Origin of the sequence: Gardnerella sp. KA00255, assembly GCF_049244095.1 — a bacterium.
Taxonomy (GTDB): Bacteria; Actinomycetota; Actinomycetes; order Actinomycetales; family Bifidobacteriaceae; genus Bifidobacterium; species Bifidobacterium vaginale_F.
Genome location: NZ_CP058374.1, coordinates 555,688 through 578,357, shown reverse-complemented (window position 1 = coordinate 578,357; position 22,670 = coordinate 555,688). Strand labels below are relative to the sequence as shown.

The 22,670-nt window shown below is 37.6% G+C and carries 25 protein-coding genes and 1 pseudogene; 21 read left to right on the top strand and 5 right to left on the bottom strand.

What is annotated here, in order from left to right; all coding sequences use genetic code 11:
* Nucleotides 1-51 precede the first annotated feature (51 nt).
* The 14 genes and pseudogenes from HXT51_RS02255 to HXT51_RS02190 all read left to right on the top strand — a co-directional run bounded on the left by HXT51_RS02255 (nt 52) and on the right by HXT51_RS02190 (nt 10,909).
* Entirely contained in the window at nt 52-354 is a 303-nt protein-coding gene (locus HXT51_RS02255) for a type II toxin-antitoxin system RelB/DinJ family antitoxin (RefSeq protein ID WP_207760327.1), read from the top strand.
* On the top strand, nt 354-683 hold the full coding sequence (locus HXT51_RS02250; RefSeq protein ID WP_421776681.1) for a type II toxin-antitoxin system RelE/ParE family toxin: 330 nt from the start codon (nt 354-356) through the stop codon (nt 681-683). Before HXT51_RS02255 ends, HXT51_RS02250 begins: the two co-directional genes overlap by 1 nt.
* A 418-nt stretch (nt 684-1,101) precedes the next feature.
* Nucleotides 1,102-1,512, top strand: coding sequence for a hypothetical protein (locus HXT51_RS02245; protein WP_415706463.1), 411 nt, complete (start codon nt 1,102-1,104; stop codon nt 1,510-1,512).
* A gap of 23 nt (nt 1,513-1,535) precedes the next feature.
* The gene (locus HXT51_RS02240) at nt 1,536-2,531 is read left to right on the top strand and encodes a type II toxin-antitoxin system antitoxin SocA domain-containing protein (RefSeq protein WP_421776680.1); all 996 of its coding nucleotides are present in this window, start codon (nt 1,536-1,538) and stop codon (nt 2,529-2,531) included.
* Between the two features lie 44 nt (nt 2,532-2,575).
* On the top strand, nt 2,576-2,908 hold the full coding sequence (locus tag HXT51_RS02235; protein ID WP_421776679.1) for a hypothetical protein: 333 nt from the start codon (nt 2,576-2,578) through the stop codon (nt 2,906-2,908).
* A gap of 816 nt (nt 2,909-3,724) precedes the next feature.
* Nucleotides 3,725-4,630 (top strand): exonuclease domain-containing protein, encoded by a 906-nt coding sequence (locus HXT51_RS02230; RefSeq protein ID WP_421776678.1) that lies wholly within the window; start codon nt 3,725-3,727, stop codon nt 4,628-4,630.
* A gap of 25 nt (nt 4,631-4,655) precedes the next feature.
* Complete coding sequence (locus HXT51_RS02225) at nt 4,656-5,459, top strand: KilA-N domain-containing protein (RefSeq protein ID WP_421776677.1); 804 nt, start codon at nt 4,656-4,658, stop codon at nt 5,457-5,459.
* Between the two features lie 209 nt (nt 5,460-5,668).
* Entirely contained in the window at nt 5,669-5,974 is a 306-nt protein-coding gene (locus HXT51_RS02220) for a type II toxin-antitoxin system RelB/DinJ family antitoxin (protein WP_004134770.1), read from the top strand.
* The gene (locus tag HXT51_RS02215) at nt 5,971-6,291 is read left to right on the top strand and encodes a type II toxin-antitoxin system RelE/ParE family toxin (protein WP_421776676.1); all 321 of its coding nucleotides are present in this window, start codon (nt 5,971-5,973) and stop codon (nt 6,289-6,291) included. Before HXT51_RS02220 ends, HXT51_RS02215 begins: the two co-directional genes overlap by 4 nt.
* Before the next feature lie 191 nt (nt 6,292-6,482).
* Nucleotides 6,483-6,968, top strand: a complete 486-nt coding sequence (locus HXT51_RS02210) for an NUDIX hydrolase (RefSeq protein WP_103084356.1) — start codon at nt 6,483-6,485, stop codon at nt 6,966-6,968.
* A gap of 377 nt (nt 6,969-7,345) precedes the next feature.
* A complete protein-coding gene (locus HXT51_RS02205; protein ID WP_103084291.1) occupies nt 7,346-7,933 on the top strand; it encodes a DUF7010 family protein in 588 nt (195 codons plus the stop codon).
* 136 nt (nt 7,934-8,069) lie between these two features.
* Nucleotides 8,070-8,333, top strand: a complete 264-nt coding sequence (locus tag HXT51_RS02200) for an integrase (RefSeq protein WP_103084292.1) — start codon at nt 8,070-8,072, stop codon at nt 8,331-8,333.
* A 209-nt stretch (nt 8,334-8,542) separates the two neighbouring features.
* Nucleotides 8,543-9,040: pseudogene (locus HXT51_RS02195) on the top strand (Fic family protein); the annotation flags it as partial.
* A 783-nt stretch (nt 9,041-9,823) separates the two neighbouring features.
* Nucleotides 9,824-10,909 carry a hypothetical protein gene (locus HXT51_RS02190; protein ID WP_421776675.1) on the top strand — a complete coding sequence of 362 codons (1,086 nt, stop codon included), beginning with the start codon at nt 9,824-9,826 and terminating at the stop codon, nt 10,907-10,909.
* Between the two features lie 523 nt (nt 10,910-11,432).
* On the opposite strand, the gene HXT51_RS02185 is transcribed toward HXT51_RS02190, so the two are convergent.
* Nucleotides 11,433-11,765, bottom strand: coding sequence for a type II toxin-antitoxin system RelE/ParE family toxin (locus HXT51_RS02185; RefSeq protein WP_421776674.1), 333 nt, complete (start codon nt 11,763-11,765; stop codon nt 11,433-11,435).
* Nucleotides 11,762-12,067 carry a type II toxin-antitoxin system RelB/DinJ family antitoxin gene (locus HXT51_RS02180; protein ID WP_353938800.1) on the bottom strand — a complete coding sequence of 102 codons (306 nt, stop codon included), beginning with the start codon at nt 12,065-12,067 and terminating at the stop codon, nt 11,762-11,764. The genes HXT51_RS02185 and HXT51_RS02180 overlap by 4 nt, the downstream gene beginning before the upstream one ends.
* Before the next feature lie 567 nt (nt 12,068-12,634).
* Here HXT51_RS02180 and HXT51_RS02175 point away from each other — a divergent pair.
* Entirely contained in the window at nt 12,635-13,972 is a 1,338-nt protein-coding gene (locus HXT51_RS02175; protein WP_421776673.1) for an ATP-binding protein, read from the top strand.
* 447 nt (nt 13,973-14,419) lie between these two features.
* Here the strand turns inward: HXT51_RS02175 and HXT51_RS02170 are convergent, their stop codons facing one another.
* Nucleotides 14,420-15,694, bottom strand: coding sequence for an ATP-binding protein (locus HXT51_RS02170; protein WP_421776672.1), 1,275 nt, complete (start codon nt 15,692-15,694; stop codon nt 14,420-14,422).
* Between the two features lie 469 nt (nt 15,695-16,163).
* Here HXT51_RS02170 and HXT51_RS02165 point away from each other — a divergent pair, with 469 nt between their 5' ends.
* A complete protein-coding gene (locus HXT51_RS02165) occupies nt 16,164-16,766 on the top strand; it encodes a hypothetical protein (RefSeq protein ID WP_421776671.1) in 603 nt (200 codons plus the stop codon).
* Nucleotides 16,767-16,829: 63 nt separating this feature from the next.
* Here the strand turns inward: HXT51_RS02165 and HXT51_RS02160 are convergent, their stop codons facing one another.
* Together HXT51_RS02160 and HXT51_RS02155 are read right to left on the bottom strand one after the other, a co-directional pair.
* Nucleotides 16,830-16,973, bottom strand: coding sequence for a hypothetical protein (locus HXT51_RS02160; RefSeq protein ID WP_421776670.1), 144 nt, complete (start codon nt 16,971-16,973; stop codon nt 16,830-16,832).
* Nucleotides 16,970-17,218: a prevent-host-death protein gene (locus HXT51_RS02155; protein ID WP_102703089.1), complete on the bottom strand. Its 249-nt coding sequence runs from the start codon at nt 17,216-17,218 to the stop codon at nt 16,970-16,972. Before HXT51_RS02155 ends, HXT51_RS02160 begins: the two co-directional genes overlap by 4 nt.
* Nucleotides 17,219-17,460: 242 nt before the next feature.
* On the opposite strand from HXT51_RS02155, the gene HXT51_RS02150 reads away from it, so the two are divergent.
* The 5 genes from HXT51_RS02150 to HXT51_RS02130 all read left to right on the top strand — a co-directional run bounded on the left by HXT51_RS02150 (nt 17,461) and on the right by HXT51_RS02130 (nt 22,510).
* On the top strand, nt 17,461-18,432 hold the full coding sequence (locus HXT51_RS02150; RefSeq protein WP_421776669.1) for a cell filamentation protein Fic: 972 nt from the start codon (nt 17,461-17,463) through the stop codon (nt 18,430-18,432).
* A gap of 410 nt (nt 18,433-18,842) precedes the next feature.
* Nucleotides 18,843-19,349, top strand: a complete 507-nt coding sequence (locus tag HXT51_RS02145) for a GNAT family N-acetyltransferase (RefSeq protein ID WP_103084300.1) — start codon at nt 18,843-18,845, stop codon at nt 19,347-19,349.
* Nucleotides 19,350-19,359: 10 nt separating this feature from the next.
* Nucleotides 19,360-20,313: a hypothetical protein gene (locus HXT51_RS02140; protein WP_421776798.1), complete on the top strand. Its 954-nt coding sequence runs from the start codon at nt 19,360-19,362 to the stop codon at nt 20,311-20,313.
* A gap of 401 nt (nt 20,314-20,714) precedes the next feature.
* Complete coding sequence (locus HXT51_RS02135; protein ID WP_421776668.1) at nt 20,715-22,019, top strand: MFS transporter; 1,305 nt, start codon at nt 20,715-20,717, stop codon at nt 22,017-22,019.
* 68 nt (nt 22,020-22,087) lie between these two features.
* The gene (locus HXT51_RS02130) at nt 22,088-22,510 is read left to right on the top strand and encodes a GNAT family N-acetyltransferase (protein WP_103084302.1); all 423 of its coding nucleotides are present in this window, start codon (nt 22,088-22,090) and stop codon (nt 22,508-22,510) included.
* Nucleotides 22,511-22,670: the final 160 nt, after the last annotated feature.

Genomic DNA, 22,670 nt, shown 5'->3' with positions numbered 1-22,670 from the left:
TTGCAATATGCGATACAGTATTTTATGATGTGTGTATGGAGGTTGATTGATATGGCAGTTACTAAAACAGCGAATGTGAATGTGAGAATACAAGAAAATATTAAGCAGCAGGCGGAGCAGATTCTGGAAACGATTGGAATTCCTAGGGCTACTGCTATTGACATGTTTTATCGTCAAATCATTCTTAATAAGGGTATTCCGTTTTCGCTTACTATTCCAAAGTCTCTTCCAGCACAAGATGATATGGATGAGAAAACGTTTAACGCGTTGATGGCTAAAGGTTATGATCAGGCGGTTCGTGGTGATAGTTATCCGATAGATGATGTTTTTGAAGAGCTTGAACGAGGTCTTTAATGGATGAGTATAAGATAAAAGTCACTCGTCAGGCGAAAGAGCATCTTGCACTTATTCGAGAATATATCGCCACGGAGTTACAAGCACCGATAGTGGCTAAAAGAATGCTCGAGCTGTTGAAGTCGGAAATGATGTCTTTACAGACGATGCCTTATCGTGTGAAGTTAATTAGTGAGCAGCCGTGGTGTGAGCTTGGTTTTAGAAGAATACGCGTAAAAAATTATTACGTTTATTTTTGTGTTGATGAGAGTAGAAAAGAAGTTCAAATACTCGCGGTTATTTACGTGAGGAGAGACCAGGCTAAGCAACTGGAACAAATTGTAATGTAAACGTGTTATCAAGCCAATCTCAAACCTTTTAACGATAGAAAAAGCTATCGTTAAAAAGTGCACCCACTATCCATAGTGTGCACTCAAAAAAGTGTAGCTATATTTGGAGTTCTCTCAATCCATACAGAATCAGTGGCGCTCCTTTACAAATCGCACTGAATTAAAAGGTGTTTGCGTGTCTAGTACGCTGACCGGTTCCTGCATTTTTGCTCTTGTGTAGCAAGGCTTAGCGAGGGCTATCGTTAAAAGGTTTAGCGTACGGTGGCTTTAAGCCAGTTCCTCGCGATTGTTTACGTTAGAATGAGTCGTGCTGAGCAGCTGTAACAATTCTAATATCACAATGTACTAATTAGTACAAACCTCTTGATTTTCTGAACAATTTTTAGTACAATAGTACACGAAGGGGTTAGGGGGAAGCATGAATCCGTACTATAATCAAAATTACACTAGAAAGCAGATTGAAGATGTTCTTTCGATGATAAAAGAATGTATTAATGCTGGTCGTTTTAATATCGCAATGAATGAAAATCGTCAGGAGAATATAAATTTCATCAACGAATATAACATTTATCCAAAGAAGCGAAAAGAAATCTTAATGCAAATTTCAGTTGATGATTTTTGTCATAGTCTGCAAAATATGAAGATAGGATATGAGCGCGAAGTTCTTTATGTTTTTGTTCCTAGAATAACATTGGCTAATGCGTTGGGAAAACAAGAGTTGGTAGATATATACACGAAGTTTAACGTGATTAAAGGTAAGAATGGAAGAAGAACAATTGTGATCTCTTTCCATAAGCTTAATAGGCCTATTAGTTATTTGTTTAGATAGAGAGTTTTAAAGGAGAAATTATTATGAGTGTAAAAGTTGTATTTTGTGAAGAATGTAGAGATGAAGTTTCATATACTGTTGAAGAAAAGGAGATGACTGGAACTATTCGTGGTGTTCAGTATCACTATGTTGGCATGGAAGCAAAGTGTGCTAATTGTGGAGCATATGTAGATGTTGAAGAAATTAGTGGATCTAATTTGAAAGCGCTTTATGATGTTTATCGAAAAGAGAATGGTATCGTTTCTCTTGAAAAGATTCGAGCAATTCCTGAACGTTATGATATTGGTAAGCGTCCACTATCAATACTTTTGGGATGGGGAGAGCACACGTTTACTCGTTATGCGGATGGCGATATACCGACTCGGCAATATTCTGAAACTTTGAATCGACTATTTGATGATCCTGATTATTATCTGAGTATTTTGGAAGAAAATAAGGGTCGATTGATTTCTCAGCAGACTTACGAGAAAAGTTATAAAGCTGTTACAGCTTTGATTGGTAATAATGGCATGCTTGATGGGAAGATAAGTGAAGTTGTTGCATATCTTTTAAATCAGTGCGAGGATATCACGCCATTAGCGTTGCAGAAGAGTCTTTATTATATCCAAGGATTCTTCTATGCATTCTTCAAAAAGTACATTTTTGTTGAGGATTGTGAAGCTTGGGCTCATGGGCCTGTTTACAGGGATATTTATGCGAGGTATTCGGATTATCATTTTGATCCGATTTCAAAGGTCGAATCATTTGACTCTTCTATATTTACCGCTCAGGAGAAGGCTATTTTAGATAGTGTGATCAGAAATATTTGTTGTTATAGTGGAAAGATTTTGGAAGACTTCACACACAATGAGTCTCCGTGGATCAATACTAGGGGAGATCTTCCAGATGGTGCTTCTTCAAATAAGATTATTGATAAACAGATGATTGGGGATTATTTTATGAAAATTAAAGAGCAGTATGGTATGAATTCTCCTAGAGATATCCAGTTGTATACGAAAGCTGTGTTTGCTAGCTTGTAAGGATTTGTTGAAATATTAAATAATGATTCGCGTGAGGAATAGTTGTGAATAAGTTTGAATTGTTTTCTATGATTTATTACGCGTTAAATCATTATTGGAAAGAAAATAAAAGTGAAGAATTGGCTTCATTTTTAAGTGATATGAATCCTTTTCTATTTGATGATATTGGCTCTGCTGTTCCTGCTGTGTATGCAAAGTATAGTTTGCTGGTAAATGAAGAGATTAGCGTTGACAATAGTTTTAATATTGCTTGTAAGTATGTTAAAAGTTTAGGTTTGCAGTCTGTAACGGATGCGTTTGCTTGCGTTCGTGAAGATGATTGGAAAGCGCGGTGCGTGAAATACATGTCATCAAGTCATAAAGGGCAAGATATTTAGTGTGTGGTGATAAGTTGCGTTTTCGTTCTGACATTTGTTTGTGTTCATGAAGGTGAGTGTAAGACTAAATAATCTTGTTAGAAAGAAAAAATTTGTGCTAGTTTGAAAGATTTAATAAAATACTTTCATTGGTGTAGCATATATAAATGACAGTACCCGACGCGCCTCTTAACAATGCGGACCAAGTCGGGTCTTTTGATTTTTGGCCTATAACCTGAAAATGAACATTACAAGGAATTTTCTAGTAAGTTATCAAAGATAATTGATAAATATCCGTTAGTGGATTTGAAGCATTTGGGATTTGTTAATAATTGGCAAACCTTTTAACGATAGCTTTTTCTATCGTTAAAAGGTGCACCCACTATCCATGGTGTGCACTCAAAAAAGTGTAGCTATACTTGGAGTTCTCTCAATCCATACAGAATCAGTAGCGCTCCTTTACAAATCGTGACTGTTTCAAAATAGTGTTTTGATGACACATACTATGTGCGCAGTTTAGTTCCTGCGTTTTGCCTTTGTATAGCAAGGTTTTGCGAGAGCTATCGTTAAAAGGTTTAGCGTATGGCGGCTTTAAGCTTACTTCTCGCGTTGTTTATGTTGGGTTTGCTTGTAGTATGTTAGAGATTTTGGTATAGGGTGGGTTGAATATTTTTTGAAAAATTGTAGTTTTAAGTGATTCGGGAATATTCGATAATATTGTTTCAAGAAAAATTGTGATATGAGTTGTTAGAGAAAAATTGTGATATGAGTTGTTAGCGTAAAGTTCTTCTTTATAATTGGATTATAATAATCGTTTTTGGGGGTTGGGGGTATTTTATGTATAGCGGGAATACTAACTATACTAGGCAGATTATTGATGATTATTGTGTGTTAGATACCGAAACGACCGGCTTATCTGCGTATTACGATGAAATTATTGAAATTGGTATTTTAAGGGTCAGGAACAATGAAATAGTAGACCGTTATGATCAGCTGGTTAAACCGAGTGTAGAAGTAGATGGTTTTATTACAGCGTTAACAGGAATAACTAATGACATGTTGGAGAGTATGCCGTCTATCGCTGATGTGAAAACGGCTGTGCTTTCATTTATTGGTGAGGATATTATTCTTGGGCACAATACTTCTTTTGATATGCGTTTTTTGAATGAGGGTTTTAAGACTCAATTGTCTAATCAGTATATGGATACGATGCAATTTGCTCGTAAACTGTATCCTGAGTTGAAGCATCACAGGCTTTCTGATTTAACTGATTATTTGGGTTTGCATAATAATGAGCATCGTGCTTTAGCTGATTGTATTGCGACGAAAGAATTATATGATGCTGTTAAAACACGCATGGCTGAGAAGAATCTAGTAATTGAAGATTTATGGCCTGCTAGCGGAAGTCACGGTGGTAAAGGGATAGATATCAAAGCAATTAAGCCTGATGAAGTGGTTGTTGATAAAGATGGGTTTTTCTATAATCGGCACGTGGTTTTTACTGGTAAGCTTGAGAAAATGGTTCGCAAGGATGCGATGCAGCTTGTAGTGAATCTTGGCGGTGTCTTAGATAATAGTGTGACTAAGCAGACTAACTATCTGATACTTGGGGATAATGATTACAATGCAATTCTTAAAGGTGAGAAGTCTTCAAAGCATAAGAAAGCAGAAAAGCTCAAGCTTGAGGGGCAAGATATAGAAATTATTGATGAGCGTACTTTCTATGATTTGTTAAATGAGTGAAGTTGGATGATTGAGAGGTAGTTAGGTGTCTAAAATAAATGTTGAAGGTTCAGAGATCAGCATTATTGCCATTGGCAATAGAGATTATATTTCTTTAACGGATATGGTTAGAAATATTGATAACGGTTCTGCTTTGATTGAAAAGTGGCTTAGGAACAAGAATACAATAGAGTTTTTAGGTATTTGGGAAGAAATGTATAACACGAATTTTAATTCCATCGAATTCGAGGGAATTAAAAATGAAGCAGGACTTAACCGTTTTATATTATCTGTTAAGCAATGGGTGGGGAAAACCAATTCTATCGGTATTGTTGCTAGAGCGGGAAGATATGGTGGAACTTATGCTCATAAGGATATAGCGTTTGAGTTTGCCTCTTGGGTATCGCCGTACTTTAAATTATATTTAATCAAAGAATTTGAACGTCTAAAGGAAGAAGAACAGAAGAAGTTAGGATGGGATATTAAAAGAAATTTGGCAAAAATCAATTATAGAATTCACACAAATGCCATTAAGAACAAACTTGTACCAGATAAACTTTCAAAAGAAAAAATCAATTTTATTTATGCAAATGAAGCGGATATTCTTAATGTTTCTTTATTTGGAATAACAGCTAAAGAGTGGCGTGATGAAAATCCGGATTTAAAAGGCAATATTAGAGATTATGCAGATATATCTCAGCTTGTTTGCCTTTCTAATCTTGAGAATCTTAATGCGGTATTTATAAATGAAGGTATGAGTCAATCTGAAAGATTGGAGAAATTAAATGCAATAGCTATTGAACAAATGAGGATACTGTCTGAAAGTGAATCAATTAAAAAATTGCAATAAGCTGCGTCGTATCATTGTGAAACAGTAGCTGTGTCTCGGGAAGAGTTCGTATACCAGAAAACTATATGAATAAGGATGAATTGTATCTCTTTGTTACGCGAGATATTCTTGATTCTCACTATGATTTGTCTAATGCTAATGTTAATGCAATGACATTGCAATGCCAATGCAATGTTGTATAATCATCGTAAGAAATAAGGGGTGATTGTATGGCGAAAACAGCTAACTTGTATACTCGTATTGATCCGGAGTTAAAAGAGCAGGCAGAGTATATATTGAATTCTTTGGGTCTTCCTCCTTCGAGTGCTATTACCATGTTTTATAAGCAGGTTGTTTTACAGCAGGGGCTTCCTTTTGATGTGAAATTGGGTTATAGAGAGCCGCGTGATGTGAGTTCTATGACTCAAGGTGAGTTGAATGATGAGTTGGAAAAGGGTTATAAGTCGGTTTTATCTGGTGATGTGAAGCCTGCGGATAAGGTTTTTGCGTCATTGCATAGGGAATTTGATTTATGATTTACGCGGTGCACATTTCGCGTGAGGCTGAAGAAGACTTGCGCGGTATTTACGCTTATATTGCGTTTAATTTACTGTCTTTGAAAAACGCGCAGGGGCAGGTAAATAGGTTGGAGAAAGCAATATTGAGTCTTGATGAGTTTCCTCTTGCGCATCGTTTAGTTAGTTTTGAGCCATGGAGAAGTAGAGGTTTAAGGTTCATGGCGTGTGATAATTTTCTTATTTTTTATTTTGTTTTTGAAGAAAAGCATGAGGTTATGGTTTCTCGTGTGCTTTATGGGAAAAGAGATATTGAGAAAGTTGTAAATGGCAATTAAACTTTTGGCAATATTTTCTATCGTTAAAAAGTGCACCCACTATCAATAGTGTGCACTCAAAAAAGTGTAGCTATACTAGGAGTTCTCTCAATCCAAGTCGAGACTGTGGCGTTGTTGACAAGAGAATAAAATTAAACAAAATCAAATGGATCAAAAGAATAGAAAAGAGGAAAATTATAGTGGAAAAAGTTATGGAGCATAATTGCGGATTTATTAACGATAAAAAAGCATTTAGATATAGAGCAGCAGCCATCATAGTAGAAGAAGGTTGTGTGCTATTTGCAGGAAATGATGAGGACGACTATTACTACTCAGTTGGCGGAGCGGTTCACATGGGTGAGACATCAGAAGAAGCCGTAAAGAGAGAAGTATTTGAAGAGACAGGTCTTAATTACGAGGTCGATCACCTTGCCGTCATACACGAGAACTTATTCATCGGTAGCTCTAGCTTAGATGGAGTAGACTTCCATGAGATTACACTCTACTACATGATGAAGTCCCTGGGCAAAAAAGATTTTACGAGCCATAGTACTACAGAGTCAGGTGCTAAAGAGACAATGCATTGGTTACCTATAGATGAGCTTGATAAGTGCAAGGCTTACCCTACATTTATGAAAGAATATCTTAAATCGGAGCATAGTGGAATAGAGCATATAATTTCAGATGAAAGATATTAATGAATCCCACTATTATGGCAAGAGATCGTTACATAAACATTATTTCTGTTTATGTTCGGACAGAACAATCAGTCGAAAACATTAGCCAGGATACCATTAGAGCAGTTCGAAGATGTACTCTCTTACATAGATTATGAAAACATAGATCATGATACAATTACGCTTATCGGAGTCTCGAAAGGCACAGAATACGCGTTGATGTCGTAGCAATGATCATTGAATTCGGTGGAGAGGGAGAAGAAAATCAGAAGTCTAAAGCGGAGTCTCAAACCTTGATACTTGAAACACTTATGTTTTGGATTGATTACCGTAGTCCCTTTACACTGCCACGACGTGGAATATCAGATTGTGTAAATTAGCATTTGAAGGAGAAATCAATGAGCTTAGATGAATTGAGGAATGATATCATCATAAAGCAGAAAAAAGGATTGCCATTTATCATGGCATCGGTGATTATATGGCTTCTGATAGTACTTGTGTCAGTTTTAGATATCAATATGGATATGAAAAATTTATTGGTATTTTGCTGTTCATGCCCATTATTACCGCTTGCTTGGCTCATTGGTAAACTTATAAAGGTGGATATCTTTTCAAAACAAAATCCACTTGGACAATTAGGCTTCATTTTCACCTTAAATCAAATGATTTATTTATTAATCGTTATGTGGGTGTTTAGTGCGGTTCCGGGAAAGATGATTATGGTATACGCTATGGTGTTTGGAGCACATTTACTGCCGTATTCATGGTTGTATCAATCAAAGGGATACACAGTTGCTGCAATTTCCATTCCGATGATTTCCTTGATTTTAGGATGTGCATTAAACGGGACAACGGTTGCTGTTGCGGCATGTATTATTGAGATAGTATTTGTTTGTGTATTACATATGGAATTAAAGAAAATGGGAGATAACTACAACAAATCCCAGTTTGTAGAGCTTAGCAAGGATCAAGTTTCTATGAAATAGAAATCTAAATCTAAATACGTTATGTGTAAATAATGGCGGTAGTAATACCGTCTTTTTTGATGCCTAAAAAGGTTTCAGAGTTTCAAGGCTAAAGTTTCAGAGTTCAAAGCTAAGGTTTCATTGTATCCAACACGTAATGAAACTATATACGAAAACTGTCAACGAGATTGATGAGCTTAAAGTTAAGAAACAGCAGCTTCTTATAGAAAAAGCAGGTCAAGAAGATGCTAAAATACGAATCAGAGAAATGGAAGATTTTCTGAAAAGTGAACGTCACGATATTAGTGAGTATGACGAGAAGCTAGTAAGAAAGTACATCAAGAAAATAAAAGTTTACGAGGACAAGTTCAGCGTAACTTTTAAATCAGAGATTAGTGTGGATATTGAAAGGGCATCGTAAAAGCCAAAAGAATGTGAGCGTTTGAAATGTTACAAAAGTCAGCCTAGGGGTAATCCTCTCTAGGTTGTTTTTTTTTATGCTTAATAATTAAGCTATTAAGCCAATCTTAAACCTTTTAACGATAGCTTTTCCTATCGTTAAAAAGTGCACCCAATATCCATAGTGTGCACTCAAAAAAGTGTAGCTATACTAGGAGTTCTCTCAATCCGCATGGGCACGGAAACTTGAATCTGAAAACATTCAAGCCATTTGCAAAGAATCCGCCGATAGCAAAAGTGTTCCGTGAGATCGGTCTTGCTGACGAACTGGGAAGCGGTATGCGCAACAGCTATAAATACACGAAGATGTATTCTGGTGGAGAGCCTGTCTTTACAGAGGCAGATGTTTTTACGACAGTGATTCCTCTTTCTGAGGCGGCAACTGCCAAGGTCGGGCCGATTACCCAAGGTACCCCACAAGTCGTCCCTCAAGATACCCATCAAGTCACCCCCCAAGATTTGGAACAAAGGTTATTGAGATTAATTGATTTTTGCAGTACACCGCGAAGTAAGCGTGAGATGATGGATTACCTTGTCCTTACGGATAGCAAGAATTTCAGAGAAAGGTATCTTGTTCCTTTGCTTAGTGCAGGAAAAATAGAAATGACGATACCAGATAAGCCAAACAGCAGGAACCAGAAATATAAAAAAGTGAACATTGAGGATTAAAAAGCGACCATTGGAGACAGAAACCATATATCGAATAGAGGAAAACGGACATTCAATGTATAGTTTTGGTTTCACGAATAGGTATGTCGAGACGATGGGATTTCGGACTTATTTCCTCAGAGCGAAGTCTTGAAACGAACGTCAAATCTACGGATTTGCATATCATAGGTAGTAACATATCCTTTGAACTTTTCCGAGAACGTATAAGGGCAAAAATCGGTGTGTTTCCGAGCAAAAACATGCTTTGACCAATTCCAGCGAACGAGCACGAATCTGTCTACACACTCGACACCAAGATGAAGCAGTCGTGCCAAATCGAAGCGTTGATTCAATACATTGACTTGCGGATGGCGGATTCGACGATCTCCTGGCGTATGGATGGCGATGGCACGTAAAAGAGTATTGCATATTTTTTCATAGAAGCATACCATAAGAGCAAGGTGTTTTACTATTGTAAAGATGCATAGTATGCCTTCTTATAGAGAAAGAAATATTGTGAAAAATATAATAAGCACAACTGGGAATAAAACTCATAGAGTAGTAGTCTGGATTTTCGGGGTCATAGGTATAATTGCTGTAATTGCAGCCGTTACTATAGGTCTCTTTCATTGGGCTTTATCGACAGAATATACAATATCTGCTCATTCGGAGAAATTTGAAAATCTTCGGTTGCAGCATGCGGTTGTTGCAATCCCGCTGCATAACCCTCAGACATCTCTTGTTCCCAATGGCAACGCATTTATGTCAATTGTTTATGAAGATGGCAGTTTTAAGCTGCATACGGTGAGCAATATAGAAGGCCAAACGCCAATTTGGAATACTGAGGCGCTTCACTATACAGATTCCCATGATAGTTATTTCATACCAGTGAACGCTAAAAAACCTACAGTAAACTCTATAGAAAAGGTGCAACGTCAGAATTTTGCATTTTCTCTTGCTAATGGCGGTTTTGTTGATCTGTATGACGAAAGCATGATGAAGCATAGAGGTAAAACAACATATAAGATTCTTTCTACGACTTCTAAAGGTGAGAGTAAGCAGCAAACAATACGATTTTCAGAGAGCCTATTTATTAAAACTTGTTCTACCTGTGGCAATCAAGCGTATGCAATTGCTCAAACAGACAAGCATGAAGTTGTATTGTATCGCATGGTCAATGAAGCAAATGTTGGCCTAAATGAGGTATCGCGGCACCATGAAAAAGACATGGTGGGTGAGCAATTATATCAAGGAGAAAATGAATCTACAGGAGTAATTGATGCTGCTTATAGCCCACGATGCAACAATGGTGTGATTACTTTCTTATATTCGTATGGTCCATCGTCTGCTCGCACAAAGGATATGGCAGTAGAACACAGCGATTCTGCTGATGATGTTAAAGCTATTCAGGAACATTTTCTTGTGCGATGGGATGTGAAAACTGGTAAAATAACAACAATTCCATTGAAGAACAGCAAAGGTCAAGTGTTGTATGGTCCGACCACAGTCTCTTATGAGATTGCTGGCTACATAAACGCACAGGCATACGATGAAAAGCTTCTTCATATTGTTGATACCGAGAATGGACGAGTGTTTACTCTTGATACGCAAACAGGTGTTCTTCGCCGATTGTTAGATAAAGCTACGCGTCAAGAGTCGTCAGCTGGCGTCAACTATCGTTTGCTGGTAGGAAACCATGAAATAGTTCGTATACCATCGATTATCGATACCTCTGATTTGAAAGATTTCGTTATCGAACGATTTGATAGGAAGACTGGAAAATTATTGAAAAAAATAAAAGTTAATAAAGATTTTCTCTATTTGACAGCTCAGAAAAATACGAGTTTATATCCGGGAATTCCAGCTGTGAATCCAAAATGGTTGCAATGATCGGCAATTGACGTATTGGGCTTGATGCTTGTGAATGATTTTGCAGTGTCAAGCCCGATTTATTCTGTCGTGCGTGTAGGGGAAACTAAGGGTAATCGGCCCAAAAGTGTGTCTATTAGTCGGCGTGTAGTTAGCGTATTGCGCTCATCTTTCGCGTAATCATCTATGAATTTGTCAATAGGACACCGTTTGCCAAGTACTGTTAGGATTCGATAATAGCTGCTATTACGACATTTCTTTCTCACTATTTATATCTACTAACTAGGCAGTTACCGCATACACCACAAACATGATTATTGCAAGACCTGTTCTTCATACATGCTTTTTAAGCATGTACTACACCTAACACGCCTCAAATAAGAACAAAAACCAGAAATTCTGTACACACATTTTGGGGAATAACCCTAATCTAAACTTTTTAACGATAGCTTTTCCTATCGTTAAAAAGTGCACCCACTATCAATAGTGTGCACTCAAAAAAGTGTAGATACATTACCCGTACTTTTCTAGCCCAAATCGCGTATTAATTGTTTGGGTCGTTAACAATACTTTCTATATTTCTGCCTGAGTAGAATATGCGAATAACTGTTACAGTCATTTGGTTTTTGTCTACTTGGTAGAAAACAGTGTAGTTGTCGACTGGAACTCTTCGTATTTCCATAGATAACCACGGCTCCCACTCAACAAGCTGATATCGCATAGGCATAGTCTCAAGAGAACGTATAGCATGCTTAATGCGGTTGACTTGTTTTTCCGCCGTTTTAGGAACTTGTAAATTAAAGCGAATGTATTCGTATAGCTCAGTGAGATCAAGGAACGCTTGCGGAGAATAAATGACGCTATAGGTTGTGCTCATACGCCGTATTCCTTAGCGAAGAATTGGTCTACTTCATCTGCACTGTATTGTTTGCCAGTTGAAATAGAGTCGATGCCTTTTTGTAATTCTTTATCCAACTCGGCTCTTGTTAAGCTGCCTAAAGCAGTAGGCTTATTAGTTGGCAAGCGAAGTTCAAATGGCATGCCTTTTTGTAAAACAATCTGGCTGTAAAGCATTTGAATCGCAGAAGACGGTGTTATTCCAAGTTGGCTCAATATGCTTTCAGCGTTTTCTTTAAGATTTGTATCGATTCTTGCATATACAGCGTTCGTGTTTGTCATTGTGTTTGCATCCTTTCTGTGCTTATTTTACAAAATAGTTGCAAGCATACGCAAGCAATTGAAAGCAATATATTTATTTCAGCGAGATAAACCATCTTAAACTTTTTGACGATAGCTTTTCCTATTGTTAAAAGGTGTACCCAATATCCATAGTGTGCACTCAAAAAAGTGTAGCTATACTTGGAGTTCTCTCAATCCATACAGAATCGGTGGCGTTCCTTTACAAATCGTGACTGTTTCAAGATATCGTTTTGATGACATGTGATGATGACAATGGTAAATGAGCATAGGCATATGCATGATTTAGTAAAAATTTGATTGATTATTTTATTTTATTTTATGCTGAGTGTTACTAAATGCGTATAATTATGTGATAAAAAACACTAAAATACGTATAATAATGTGATTAAATGCACCAAAACGTATATAATAATGTGATATACGATAAAAGATAACGCAAAATATAACAGAACAACAGTGCAACTACGCGTAGAAATAGCAACGCGACAAAACAATAATACGGTTGCAATATTTAATAGCGTAACGTCAAGTGAAAGGTGAGTAATCATGAAAAGGCTGATTATGAGCAAACTTTTAGCATGGAAGAACTCGCCGTACCGTAAACCATTGATATTAAAAGGCGTGCGTCAAGTTGGTAAAACTTGGATATTAAAAGAATTTGGTAAGCTTTACTATAAAAATATTGCTTATTTTAACTTCGACGAAAACAAAGAATATAAGCAATTCTTTGAAACCACTAAAAACGTGGAGCGAATTTTACAAAACCTCATGCTTGCAAGTGGTCAAAAAATCGAAGCAGAAAACACGCTGATTATATTTGACGAGGTTCAGGACTGTCCAGAAGTAATAAATTCGATGAAATATTTTTGCGAAAACGCTCCGCAGTATCATGTTGCTTGCGCTGGATCATTACTTGGAATAACGCTTGCAAAACCATCTTCATTCCCAGTTGGAAAAGTTAATTTTATGCAAATAAATCCAATGAATTTCACGGAGTTTTTGCTTGCTAATGGAGATGAAAATCTAGCGAAGTATATTGAACAAATCGATAAAATAGAGCCGATTCCAGACGCATTTTTTAATCCTCTATACGAGAAATTAAAAATGTATTATGTTACAGGGGGAATGCCTGAATCAGTTTTAATGTGGGCTAAAGCGCGAGATGTAAGCGCAATGCAAGAAACGTTGTTTGAGATTATAACAGCTTATGAACGAGATTTTGCTAAACATCCTAATGTTAGTGAGTTTCCTAAAATATCAATGATTTGGAATTCTATTCCGTCTCAACTTGCGCGTGAAAACAAAAAATTCTTGTATAAAGTTGTTAAAAATGGTGCGCGAGCAAGAGAATATGAAGATGCTTTGCAATGGCTAGTATCGGCACAATTGGTGTATAAAGTTTATAGAAATACTGCGCCGAGTTTACCTATTGCTGCTTATGATGATGTATCTGCTTTTAAGATTTATTTGGCAGATGTTGGCTTGTTAAGGCGATTATCTCAACTTGCTCCTACTGCATTTGCGGAAGGTAATAGGCTGTTTACTGAGTTTAAGGGTGCTTTAACAGAAAATTATGTTTTGCAAGCGCTACTTACTCAATTTGAAGTGATGCCTAGATACTGGTCTCAAACGAATCCGCCGTATGAAGTGGATTTTCTTATTCAACGAGAAAATGATATTTTCCCTATTGAGGTTAAATCTGAAGCAAATATTAATAGTAGAAGTTTGAAAAAGTTTAAAGAATTATTCCCTAATCAAACGAAATTACGCATACGATTCTCGCTGAATAATCTCAAACTAGATGATGATATGTTGAATATTCCGTTATTTATGGCTGATTACACGGATAAGCTTATAGAACTTGCGCTGAAAGAGAACGATTGAGAAAGAGAAAGAGAATAATTAAGAAAGAAAGATAATTCAAAAGGGAACGATTAGAAGATATAGAAATAAACTAGTGCAAAAGTTAAAAGAGTGTCAATCGACGAAACGTTACAACCAGACTAGGGGGGCTTCTAGGCTGATTTCATTCCCAAAAATCAAGCTATCAAGCCAATCTTAAACTTTTTAACGATAGCTCGCTCCTATCGTTAAAAAGTGCACCCACTATCCATAGTGTGCACTCAAAAAAGTGTAGCTATACTTGGAGTTCTCTCAATCCATACAGAATCAGTGGCGTTCCTTTGTAAATCGCACTGAATCAAGATATCGTTTTGATGATTTTTACTGTGCTTGCAGTCTAATTGCTGCGTTTTAGGCTTTGTGTAGCAAGGCTTAGCGAGGGCTATCGTTAAAAGGTTTAGCGCATTATTGTCAGAGCAAGGCTTCCTATTAGTTTTTTAAGCAGCCGATAGGAACCACATAAACACCGTCTTTACGGCAATACGCAAAGTCGCCTGTTCCAGTTAAAACCATAAGGAAAGATGGCGCGTTCATTTTATCGGTATCGATTTTATCTTTCATCGCTTTAAGGCTTTTTGCACCATCTTCAATGAGTTTGCTGCCACCGAGTTTAATTTCAATAAGACCGTATTTACCGTTTCTCAAATGAATAACAGCATCGCATTCCTGTCCGTCTTTATCTCTGTAGTGATAAACCTCGCCGCCTAGATAATCTGCAAAAATGCGCAAATCTCTGATGCAAAGTGTCTTGAATAGAAAACCGAAAGTATTTAAGTCATTTATCAAGTCGTTTGGTCCGATTCCCAAAGCCGCTGCAGCGATAGACGGGTCAATATAGTAACGTGTATCGGATGAACGAATAGCAGTTTTTGATCTTAGATTTGGATTCCAGGCAGGCATATCTTCTACAACAAATATTTTGCGAAGCGCATCAACATACGACGCAACAGTTTCCTCGCTAATTGGCGTATCTTCGTTAGTGGAAATATCCTGCGAAAGCACTGTATTTGGTACTTGTGTTCCTTGATTTCTTGCGTATGAGCGCATAAGGCGCTTAACTTTTTCAGCATTTTTTTGTACGGCATCGGCACGATTAATGTCGGAATGTACAACAGCGTCATAGTAATCAAAAGCTTGATCTAAAGCAATTTCATCACGCATATCCACTGATTGTGGCCATCCTCCGCGGCATACAAGAAAAGCTAAGCGGTCAATACTTAAGTTTGAATCACCCTCAATATCCTTAGTTCCCGAAAAAAGGTTTTCCAAGCTAACTTCGCCAGTGGAATCACCGGATTCATACAAGCTCATTGGTCTCATCGTTAGCCACGTGAAGCGCCCAGTACCAGAGTGAGTAATTTCTGTAGTATCCGCAGGAACGGCAGAACCAGTTAGTATAAATTGACCAAGCTTACTACGATGATCCACCTCAAACCGTATTGCATCCCAAAGTTTTGGAGCGAGCTGCCATTCGTCAATTAATCTTGGAGTATCGCCATTCAGTAATCGCTTTGGACTTAGTTCCGACATAGCGATATTCTGTTCTTTCTTTTCCGGGTCGTCCATATATAGAACGCTTGCTGCAAATTGTTCTGCAGTAGTGGTTTTACCGCACCATTTCGGCCCTTCAATCAGTACTGCGCCTTTGCCTTCTAGCTTTCTTTTTAAAATATCGTCGGCAATTCTTTTCCTATATTTTTTCAACTCTGTCACCCTGTTTTATAATTAAGTCTGCTCGTATTTTCTACTGATAATTATGAATTCTATCATCATTTTCCGACGATTGGCGGGTTTTCGTTTCGACGATTGGCGGGTTTTCGTTTCGACGATTGGCAGATTTTTATTCCGATGTTTGGCGGCATCAGTGAAGATGATTGGAAAGCGCGGTGCGTGAAATACATGTCATCAACTCATAAAGGGCAAGATATTTAGTGCGCTGTGATAGTTTGCGTTTTCGTTCTGACGTTTGTTTGTGTTCATGAAGGTGAGTGTAAGACTAAATAATCTTGTTAGAAAGAAAAAATTTGTGTTAGTTTGAAAGATTTAATAAAATACTCTCATTGGTGTAGCGTATGTAATTAACAGTACCCGATGCGCCTCTTAACAATGCGGACCAAGTCGGGTCTTTTGATTTTTGGTCTATAACTCGATATTTAACAAGGGAGTTGTTCAAGTGGCGAATAGTAGGAAGTTTGTAGCAAAAACGAAAGATGTTAGCTTAACGGTTAGAAGGGCTGATTCTTTTAGTATTAGTTATGTTAATTGTGAAAAAGATATATTTCATATTGAAGAAAATCAAGACGATATAAAACTTGTTCAAACAGAAAAAGTATCGGCTTTTTACTGGTTGCATTGGCTTGCTAAAGGCAGTCCTGAGGTAATTGTTTCGTTGCCGGAGAGTGTTGATTTTTGTGAGATTGAAGCTGAGTCGAATCAAGTATTAGTAGCAGATATTAAAGCTGACAAGATTTATGCGGAAGTTCATAACGGCAGGGTGGAAGCAAGAAGTGTTCAGGCGAATGATGTTTTTCTAAAGTGTCTTAATGGTTCTGCTGTGGCGAATAATGTTAAGGTTGTTGCTTCTTGCATGGTGGATACGTTAAATGGTACGAGTGTTTTAGAAGGAGAAATTACCAAAGGCGCATGTCTTGAAGTAGATTGTGAGAATGGCGTGGCTGAAGTTTGTGATAAGCATAAAGCAGATCTTGGGTACAAAACAGATGGATGTGCTCACTACGTTGTGCACTGCCTTAATGGGAAAGCTGTAGTGAAGTAATACTGTTTTGGTGTTTTGTGTCCGTCACTGTGACTAGTAGCACGAAATAGAGTTTGGCATATTCTAAAAAATGATTTTAAATGTTTGCAGTGGAGTCTTTAATGCAGAATCAAGCATTCCTACATCTCGTATACCTGAAGAACCGCCGCTTGTTTCAATCAGAGCCTGGTGAAGTTTAATCACCTGTTCTCGTGTTAAATACTTCATTTGGCAAGTTCCTCATAGACTTTTTTATTCTTTTTGATGAACATGTTGGATAAAGCCATAACTTCATCGTCTGTTGGAACAGTAACTTTTTCAGTTTTGGCTTTCGGGAATTTTAAAATTACATAGCGAGGAGCGTTGTTTTTTAAAATAACAGCTGATCCGTACGTGTCAACAAGTCGCGCAACTTTAGAAAAGTTTTGATTTGCTTCGGAAATAGAAACAAGTGTGTCTGTATTTACATTCATATGTATAACCTCCATTTTTAGGAGAATTATAGCATATATTTTAGGATAAATAAATCCTAAGTATTTTGAGAGTTATTTTATAAATGACATATAGTCTATATGCGATTTAGTTGCTTATATTTTGGGGAACAAATCGGTGAAATAATCATAAAAAAGTTCCCTACATTATTGATTATTGGGGAACAAAACGGTATTTTATTTAAGTAAATGTTCCCCAATTTATGTGAAAAAGGAGTGTGAAGATGGCTGCAAAATATGATGATGTGCAAGAATTGCTTAGAGAAAAGGCTGATATTAATGCTCGCTTGAGTTTGCTTGCGTATGATGGTACTCCTGAAATCAAAAATCGTGGAGATGGTAAATATTTATACACCAGAAAGCGTGTTTCAGGAAAGTTGACGTCTACGTATGTTGGTGTGTATTCGGACGATTTGTATAATCTTCTTCTTCGCAATGCAAGTGAATCTAGGCAATTGCGTAAGGAACTTCGCGCTGTAGTAAGGCAGCTTGCGAATGCTGGATATTCTAATAGTGAGTTATCTGCTGATTTGGTGAACAATATTGCTTTTTCAAGGGCTAACTTAAAGGCGAATATTTACGATCAGGCGGTTTTGGAAGGTGTTGCTACTACTTTTCCTCAGACTGAAGAGATTATAGATAATGGGAAAGTGTTTGGTGTTTCTGCGAGTGATGTTCAAAAAATCTTGAATTTGAAGCATGCTTGGGAGTTTATTTTAGACGAGGATGTTGTATTAAGCAGGTCTGATTATTACATGCTAAGTCATATAGCGAAGCTTGTTAATGAGGGTTTTTTCTTAGACGGTGGTCGTATCAGGGGTGTTCCTGTTGCGATTGGTGGATCTACTTATATTCCGCCTATTCCTAATGAAATAGATGTTAAAGAAAAAATAAGGAATATTGTTGAAGGTGAGGAAGATAGTGAGAATGTTGAAGGTAGAGTTGGAAGGAAAGAGCCTATTGATATTGCGATTGAATTATGCGTTTATTGTATGAAGTCGCAGATATTTTTAGATGGGAATAAGAGGGCTTCTGTGATTTTTGCGAATCATTATTTGATTTCTCACGGTAAAGGCTTGTTGGTTATTCCAGAAAATAAGGTTCCTGAGTTTAAGAAGTTGCTTGTTGAGTATTATGAGGGTGAAGATTTGCAGGTGATTGCTTCGTTTATGAGGGAATATTGTTGGAGGCGTTAAACACGCGCTATTATGTTGGTTCTTCTGGCTCTTTTGGCTTTGTGAATCTTGCTGTTTATGAAAGAGTATAGTTTGCTAGTAAACGAAGAAATTAGCATTGATATAATAATTGGTAAACCTTTTGCAATAGTACATTCTTATAGTTAAAATGTGCACCCACTTTTTTGTTTGTATATTTGGTTGTATCATGCATTTTTCTAGTAAAAGCTGTGCTTTATGGAAGAGAAAAATTTTATGGGTGTGAAAACCCTATACTAATTGGAAAAATAAAAAATTTTTCTTTAATAAAGCTTGTATGTATGGTTTTTTTTTAATAGTAATACTATTAAAGCTAAACAGACTATTATGGATTCCAATTTTAATAGAATTGCATTCTTATTAGAATTGCATATTGGGAATAAGGAGCACGTATGCGACTAATTAGACCAGATAGTAAATATATCCAAAGTTATATAGAAGCAAATGAAGAAGATGAAATTTTTAGGCCGAATGCAGAAAGACGTTTTATAAACCCTGAGACAATTATAGAGAGTTCTTATAACTATGAACATGGTATAAATTTACCTGCAAATTATGTTAAAGCTACTACATTTTGGCTGATAGATAATGAAAAATTTATTGGTGAAATTAATATTAGGCATGAATTAAATTCTTTTTTAATTAACTATGGTGGTCACATAGGGTACGAAGTTAGGCAATCTGAATGTATGAAGGGCTATGGAACAAAAATGCTTTCTATGGCACTTACATATTGTAAAGAGACTTTAAATCTACATAAAATTTTGATTACATGCGATGACGATAATATCGGATCCATACGAGTTATAGAAAATAATGGTGGAATTTTGGAGAACAAAGTGAAAAATAGCCTACCAAGGGGAAATGTTACAACAAGAAGGTATTGGATTAATATATAGAGGAAAGATGATGAGTGAGACGAAGGTAAGGCCAGTGCTTTTCAAGCATGCTTTTTGGGATAATGTGATTATAGAAACTGTTGCTGGTATTTGCACGCTGATTATTGCGCTTCTTGTACAGCAGTTCGTAGGGCACCGCGTACTAGGTTGGGAAACTGTGGTCATACTCGTGCTGAGTGTTGTGGTGTTTTCGCTGCTAAGTACAGCGTATCTGCAGTGGTATAGGCATCGTAGGCCGGATGACGGGTATTTGCTTATTGGAATCATCGATTTTGTGCTCAGGCTGCTGGTGACTTCTGGTATTGCTTTATTGCTTGTTTCCAATACCACGCTGCTAAGCATTATTATTGGCGCCGCGATTACTAGTGTGTTGATGTTTGTTTTTGAAAAGCCTTGGCAGCCAGGTATGACGGATGCGCAATTACATGAAGCTTCAAAGAAATCGGTTGAGCTTGGCGTTCAAATGCTTGAAGAAGAGCGCGTAAAGCGCTCCGAGGTGAGAAACATGATTGCATTACAGCATGAGAGCGCAGATAAAACAGACACTTCTAGAGGTGTGTCTTTAACATTTTCCTCGTTAATTGTTGCGAATATGCTGATGGAAGCAGTATGCGATGTTGTCACATTTTTGCTTGCATTGATGCTGCAATGGTGGATGCTTGGTACTATCGCTGGCTGGCGAACGCTACTTGTCATATTCTTGGGCAATATGCTATTTTCTTGCGCGGCGTCTGCGATTATGGTTCTGATGGGCGCATTGAAGGCTGATCAACAGAAATGCCTAACAAAAAGTTTGACTTTCTTAGTTATTGTTGTATTGCTTAGACTGCTGATCTTTGGTGTTCTCGCTTGGCTTCTTACACCGAGCTTAGTATGGGTAAGCGTAGTCGTTGGCATTGTGCTTACCGATATTGTCCTCGTTATCAAGCAGCACCCACGGAAAAGAACCGCAGTAGAAGCATAAGATTTTATAAGACTGTTTTCTTCTCCTTTTAGCAAAAGGCTCTACGTACGTAGAGACCATAGTATTGATGTCAAAGGCTGATTAGGTGTGTGCATTTTTGCCTTTGTATAGCAAGGCTCAGTGAGGGCTATCGTTAAAAGGTTTAGCGTGCGGTGGATTTAAGATTACTTCTCGAGATTCTAGATGCAATTTTTGCTTTTTTTTTTAAACGAGAGTATAGTGTTATCAAATTTGTCAAATAAGCTATTGGATTTGTGTAGTTTGTAGTGGATTATTTAAGTTTGATAGCGATTGGCGAGTAGTTATGTAAGTTTGCGTGTAAGTTTGCATGTAAGTTTTCATGCGAGTAGTTATGTAGGCTTGCATTATTTTGAAAGAGTTTTAGGGGAGAGCTGGTAGCTGTGAAGTCAATTTTTAGCAAAGATAATGTCTTTATTCGTATGAGATCTATTAGTCCAGCATTGCGATGGGCTTTGGTTGGCTTCTGTTTTTCTATGCTTGGCAATCAAGCGTATGAAGGCTCGGTTTTGCCTTCGATTATTATTTTTGGCTTGCCGGCGTGGGTGATTGGTTTTCGTAAGACTTTTATGACGGTTGCTGATTTTCTTTCGCCATGCTCTGGTTGGATTGTTGATAAGCTTGGCGGTTTTCGCGCTCTTGCTATGACTGAGGGCGTGGAAGGCGTGCTCAGTTTGCTGCCGCTTCTTATGCCTTACAATTCTCTAGCGTGGAAGTGGTCACTTGTGGCTCTTTCTTGCGCATTGTTGATTACTGGGCAAGTGATTGATATTGCTAGCGAAGTTTTCGAGGTTGATGCTGCAGGCGGAGACGACAGCATGATTGTCAACTACAGTGGCATTGTAAGCGTTTTGGCTAGTATTACTGGAACGTTGCTTGGCTCTCCACTTGGTTCGTGGATTGCAAGCTGGTCGGTTCCTGCGGTTTTGATTTTCTCGTCCGTAACTTCTTTTGCAGCTTGCGCCACGAGATTTATTATGAAACAAGACATTGCGCGAGTATCTTGCGAAGTAGGTGAAGGATCAAATGAGACTAATGAAGTAGAGGAAGCGTCGCAAGATGCAGAGAATGAATCGCAAGAAAATCAAGCAAATGATGCGACTAACAAATCTACATCTAAGCAATCTGCGAATCCATCGCTCAAGAGTAAAATCATGCTTCTTGCTGGATCTCTTTTGGTTGCTTTTATTCCTGCATGCTCTGTTTCTTATATTCTTCTTGGTCTTGGTAATCAATATGGCTCTAAATCTTTAACAATACTGTATATTTTCACTGGTGTAGGAAGCGTGCTTGCGTCCGTTTTATATGCGCATTCTTCCCAAAAACTCGGTTTAAGAAAAGTAGCGATTTTAGGAATTGTTGCAAGTGTGATTTCTTATTTCTTTATGTTTAGTAGTCTTTTGCCAATGATGTGGGTTGCGTTCTTCCTTGAGGCGATTGGCGGAATGCTACTAGTAGAGCCGATTATTGTTGCGCGTCAGATTCTGTTTAAAGGTAGTTCGCTCGCAAAGTTTTCTGGTTGGGCGCGCCTCGCGTTTGCGATTGGTGCTACTAGCGGATCTTGGATTGGATTTGTGTTCTCGTCTACGTTCCAATGGCAGCTTTTGCCTATACTTGCGCTGATTTTTACCGCCGGCCTGCTTGTTGTTTTGCCTCAGCTGCCAAACACTAGTTACGCTACAGACTAGGGATATAGCGTCGATTTTGACGTTGATTCTAGCGTCGATTCCAACAGTATTCGGAGGTGTTATTGTAAATGAATCTAACAGATGTGCAAATCAAAGAGTACGAAAAGTATGATAGCAAAGATATTCCAAAGCTGTATGATTCCGTTGGTTGGTCTGCGTACACAGATGATTTAGCTGCCTTGGAAAATGGTTTTAACAATTCGCTCAAGGTTTTAGCTGCGTATAAAAATGATGAGCTAGTTGGCATTGTTAGGGCCGTTGGTGACGGGTATACGGTTGTTCTTATTCAGGATATTCTTGTTTTGCCTGAGTATCAACGCCAGGGGATAGGGTCTGCTTTGTTAAAGGCGATTGTGGATTGCTATCCTAATGTTCGTCAAATTCAGTTGACTACGGATTCTACTGAAAAAACTATTGCTTTTTATAAGTCTGCTGGTTTTATTGAGCTTTCAGAAATCGAGTGTTGCGGTTTTATAAAAGATAGGACATGATACAGTTGCTTTTATCGATATTATATTGGAAAGTTATTTTTATCGATATTATGTTAGAAAAGAAATAGCAAAAAGTAGAAATAGCAAAAATAGTATAAATATTAGAAATACTAGAGATAGCAGAATAGCAGCGATAGAAGAGATATATAAAGGAAGTGAG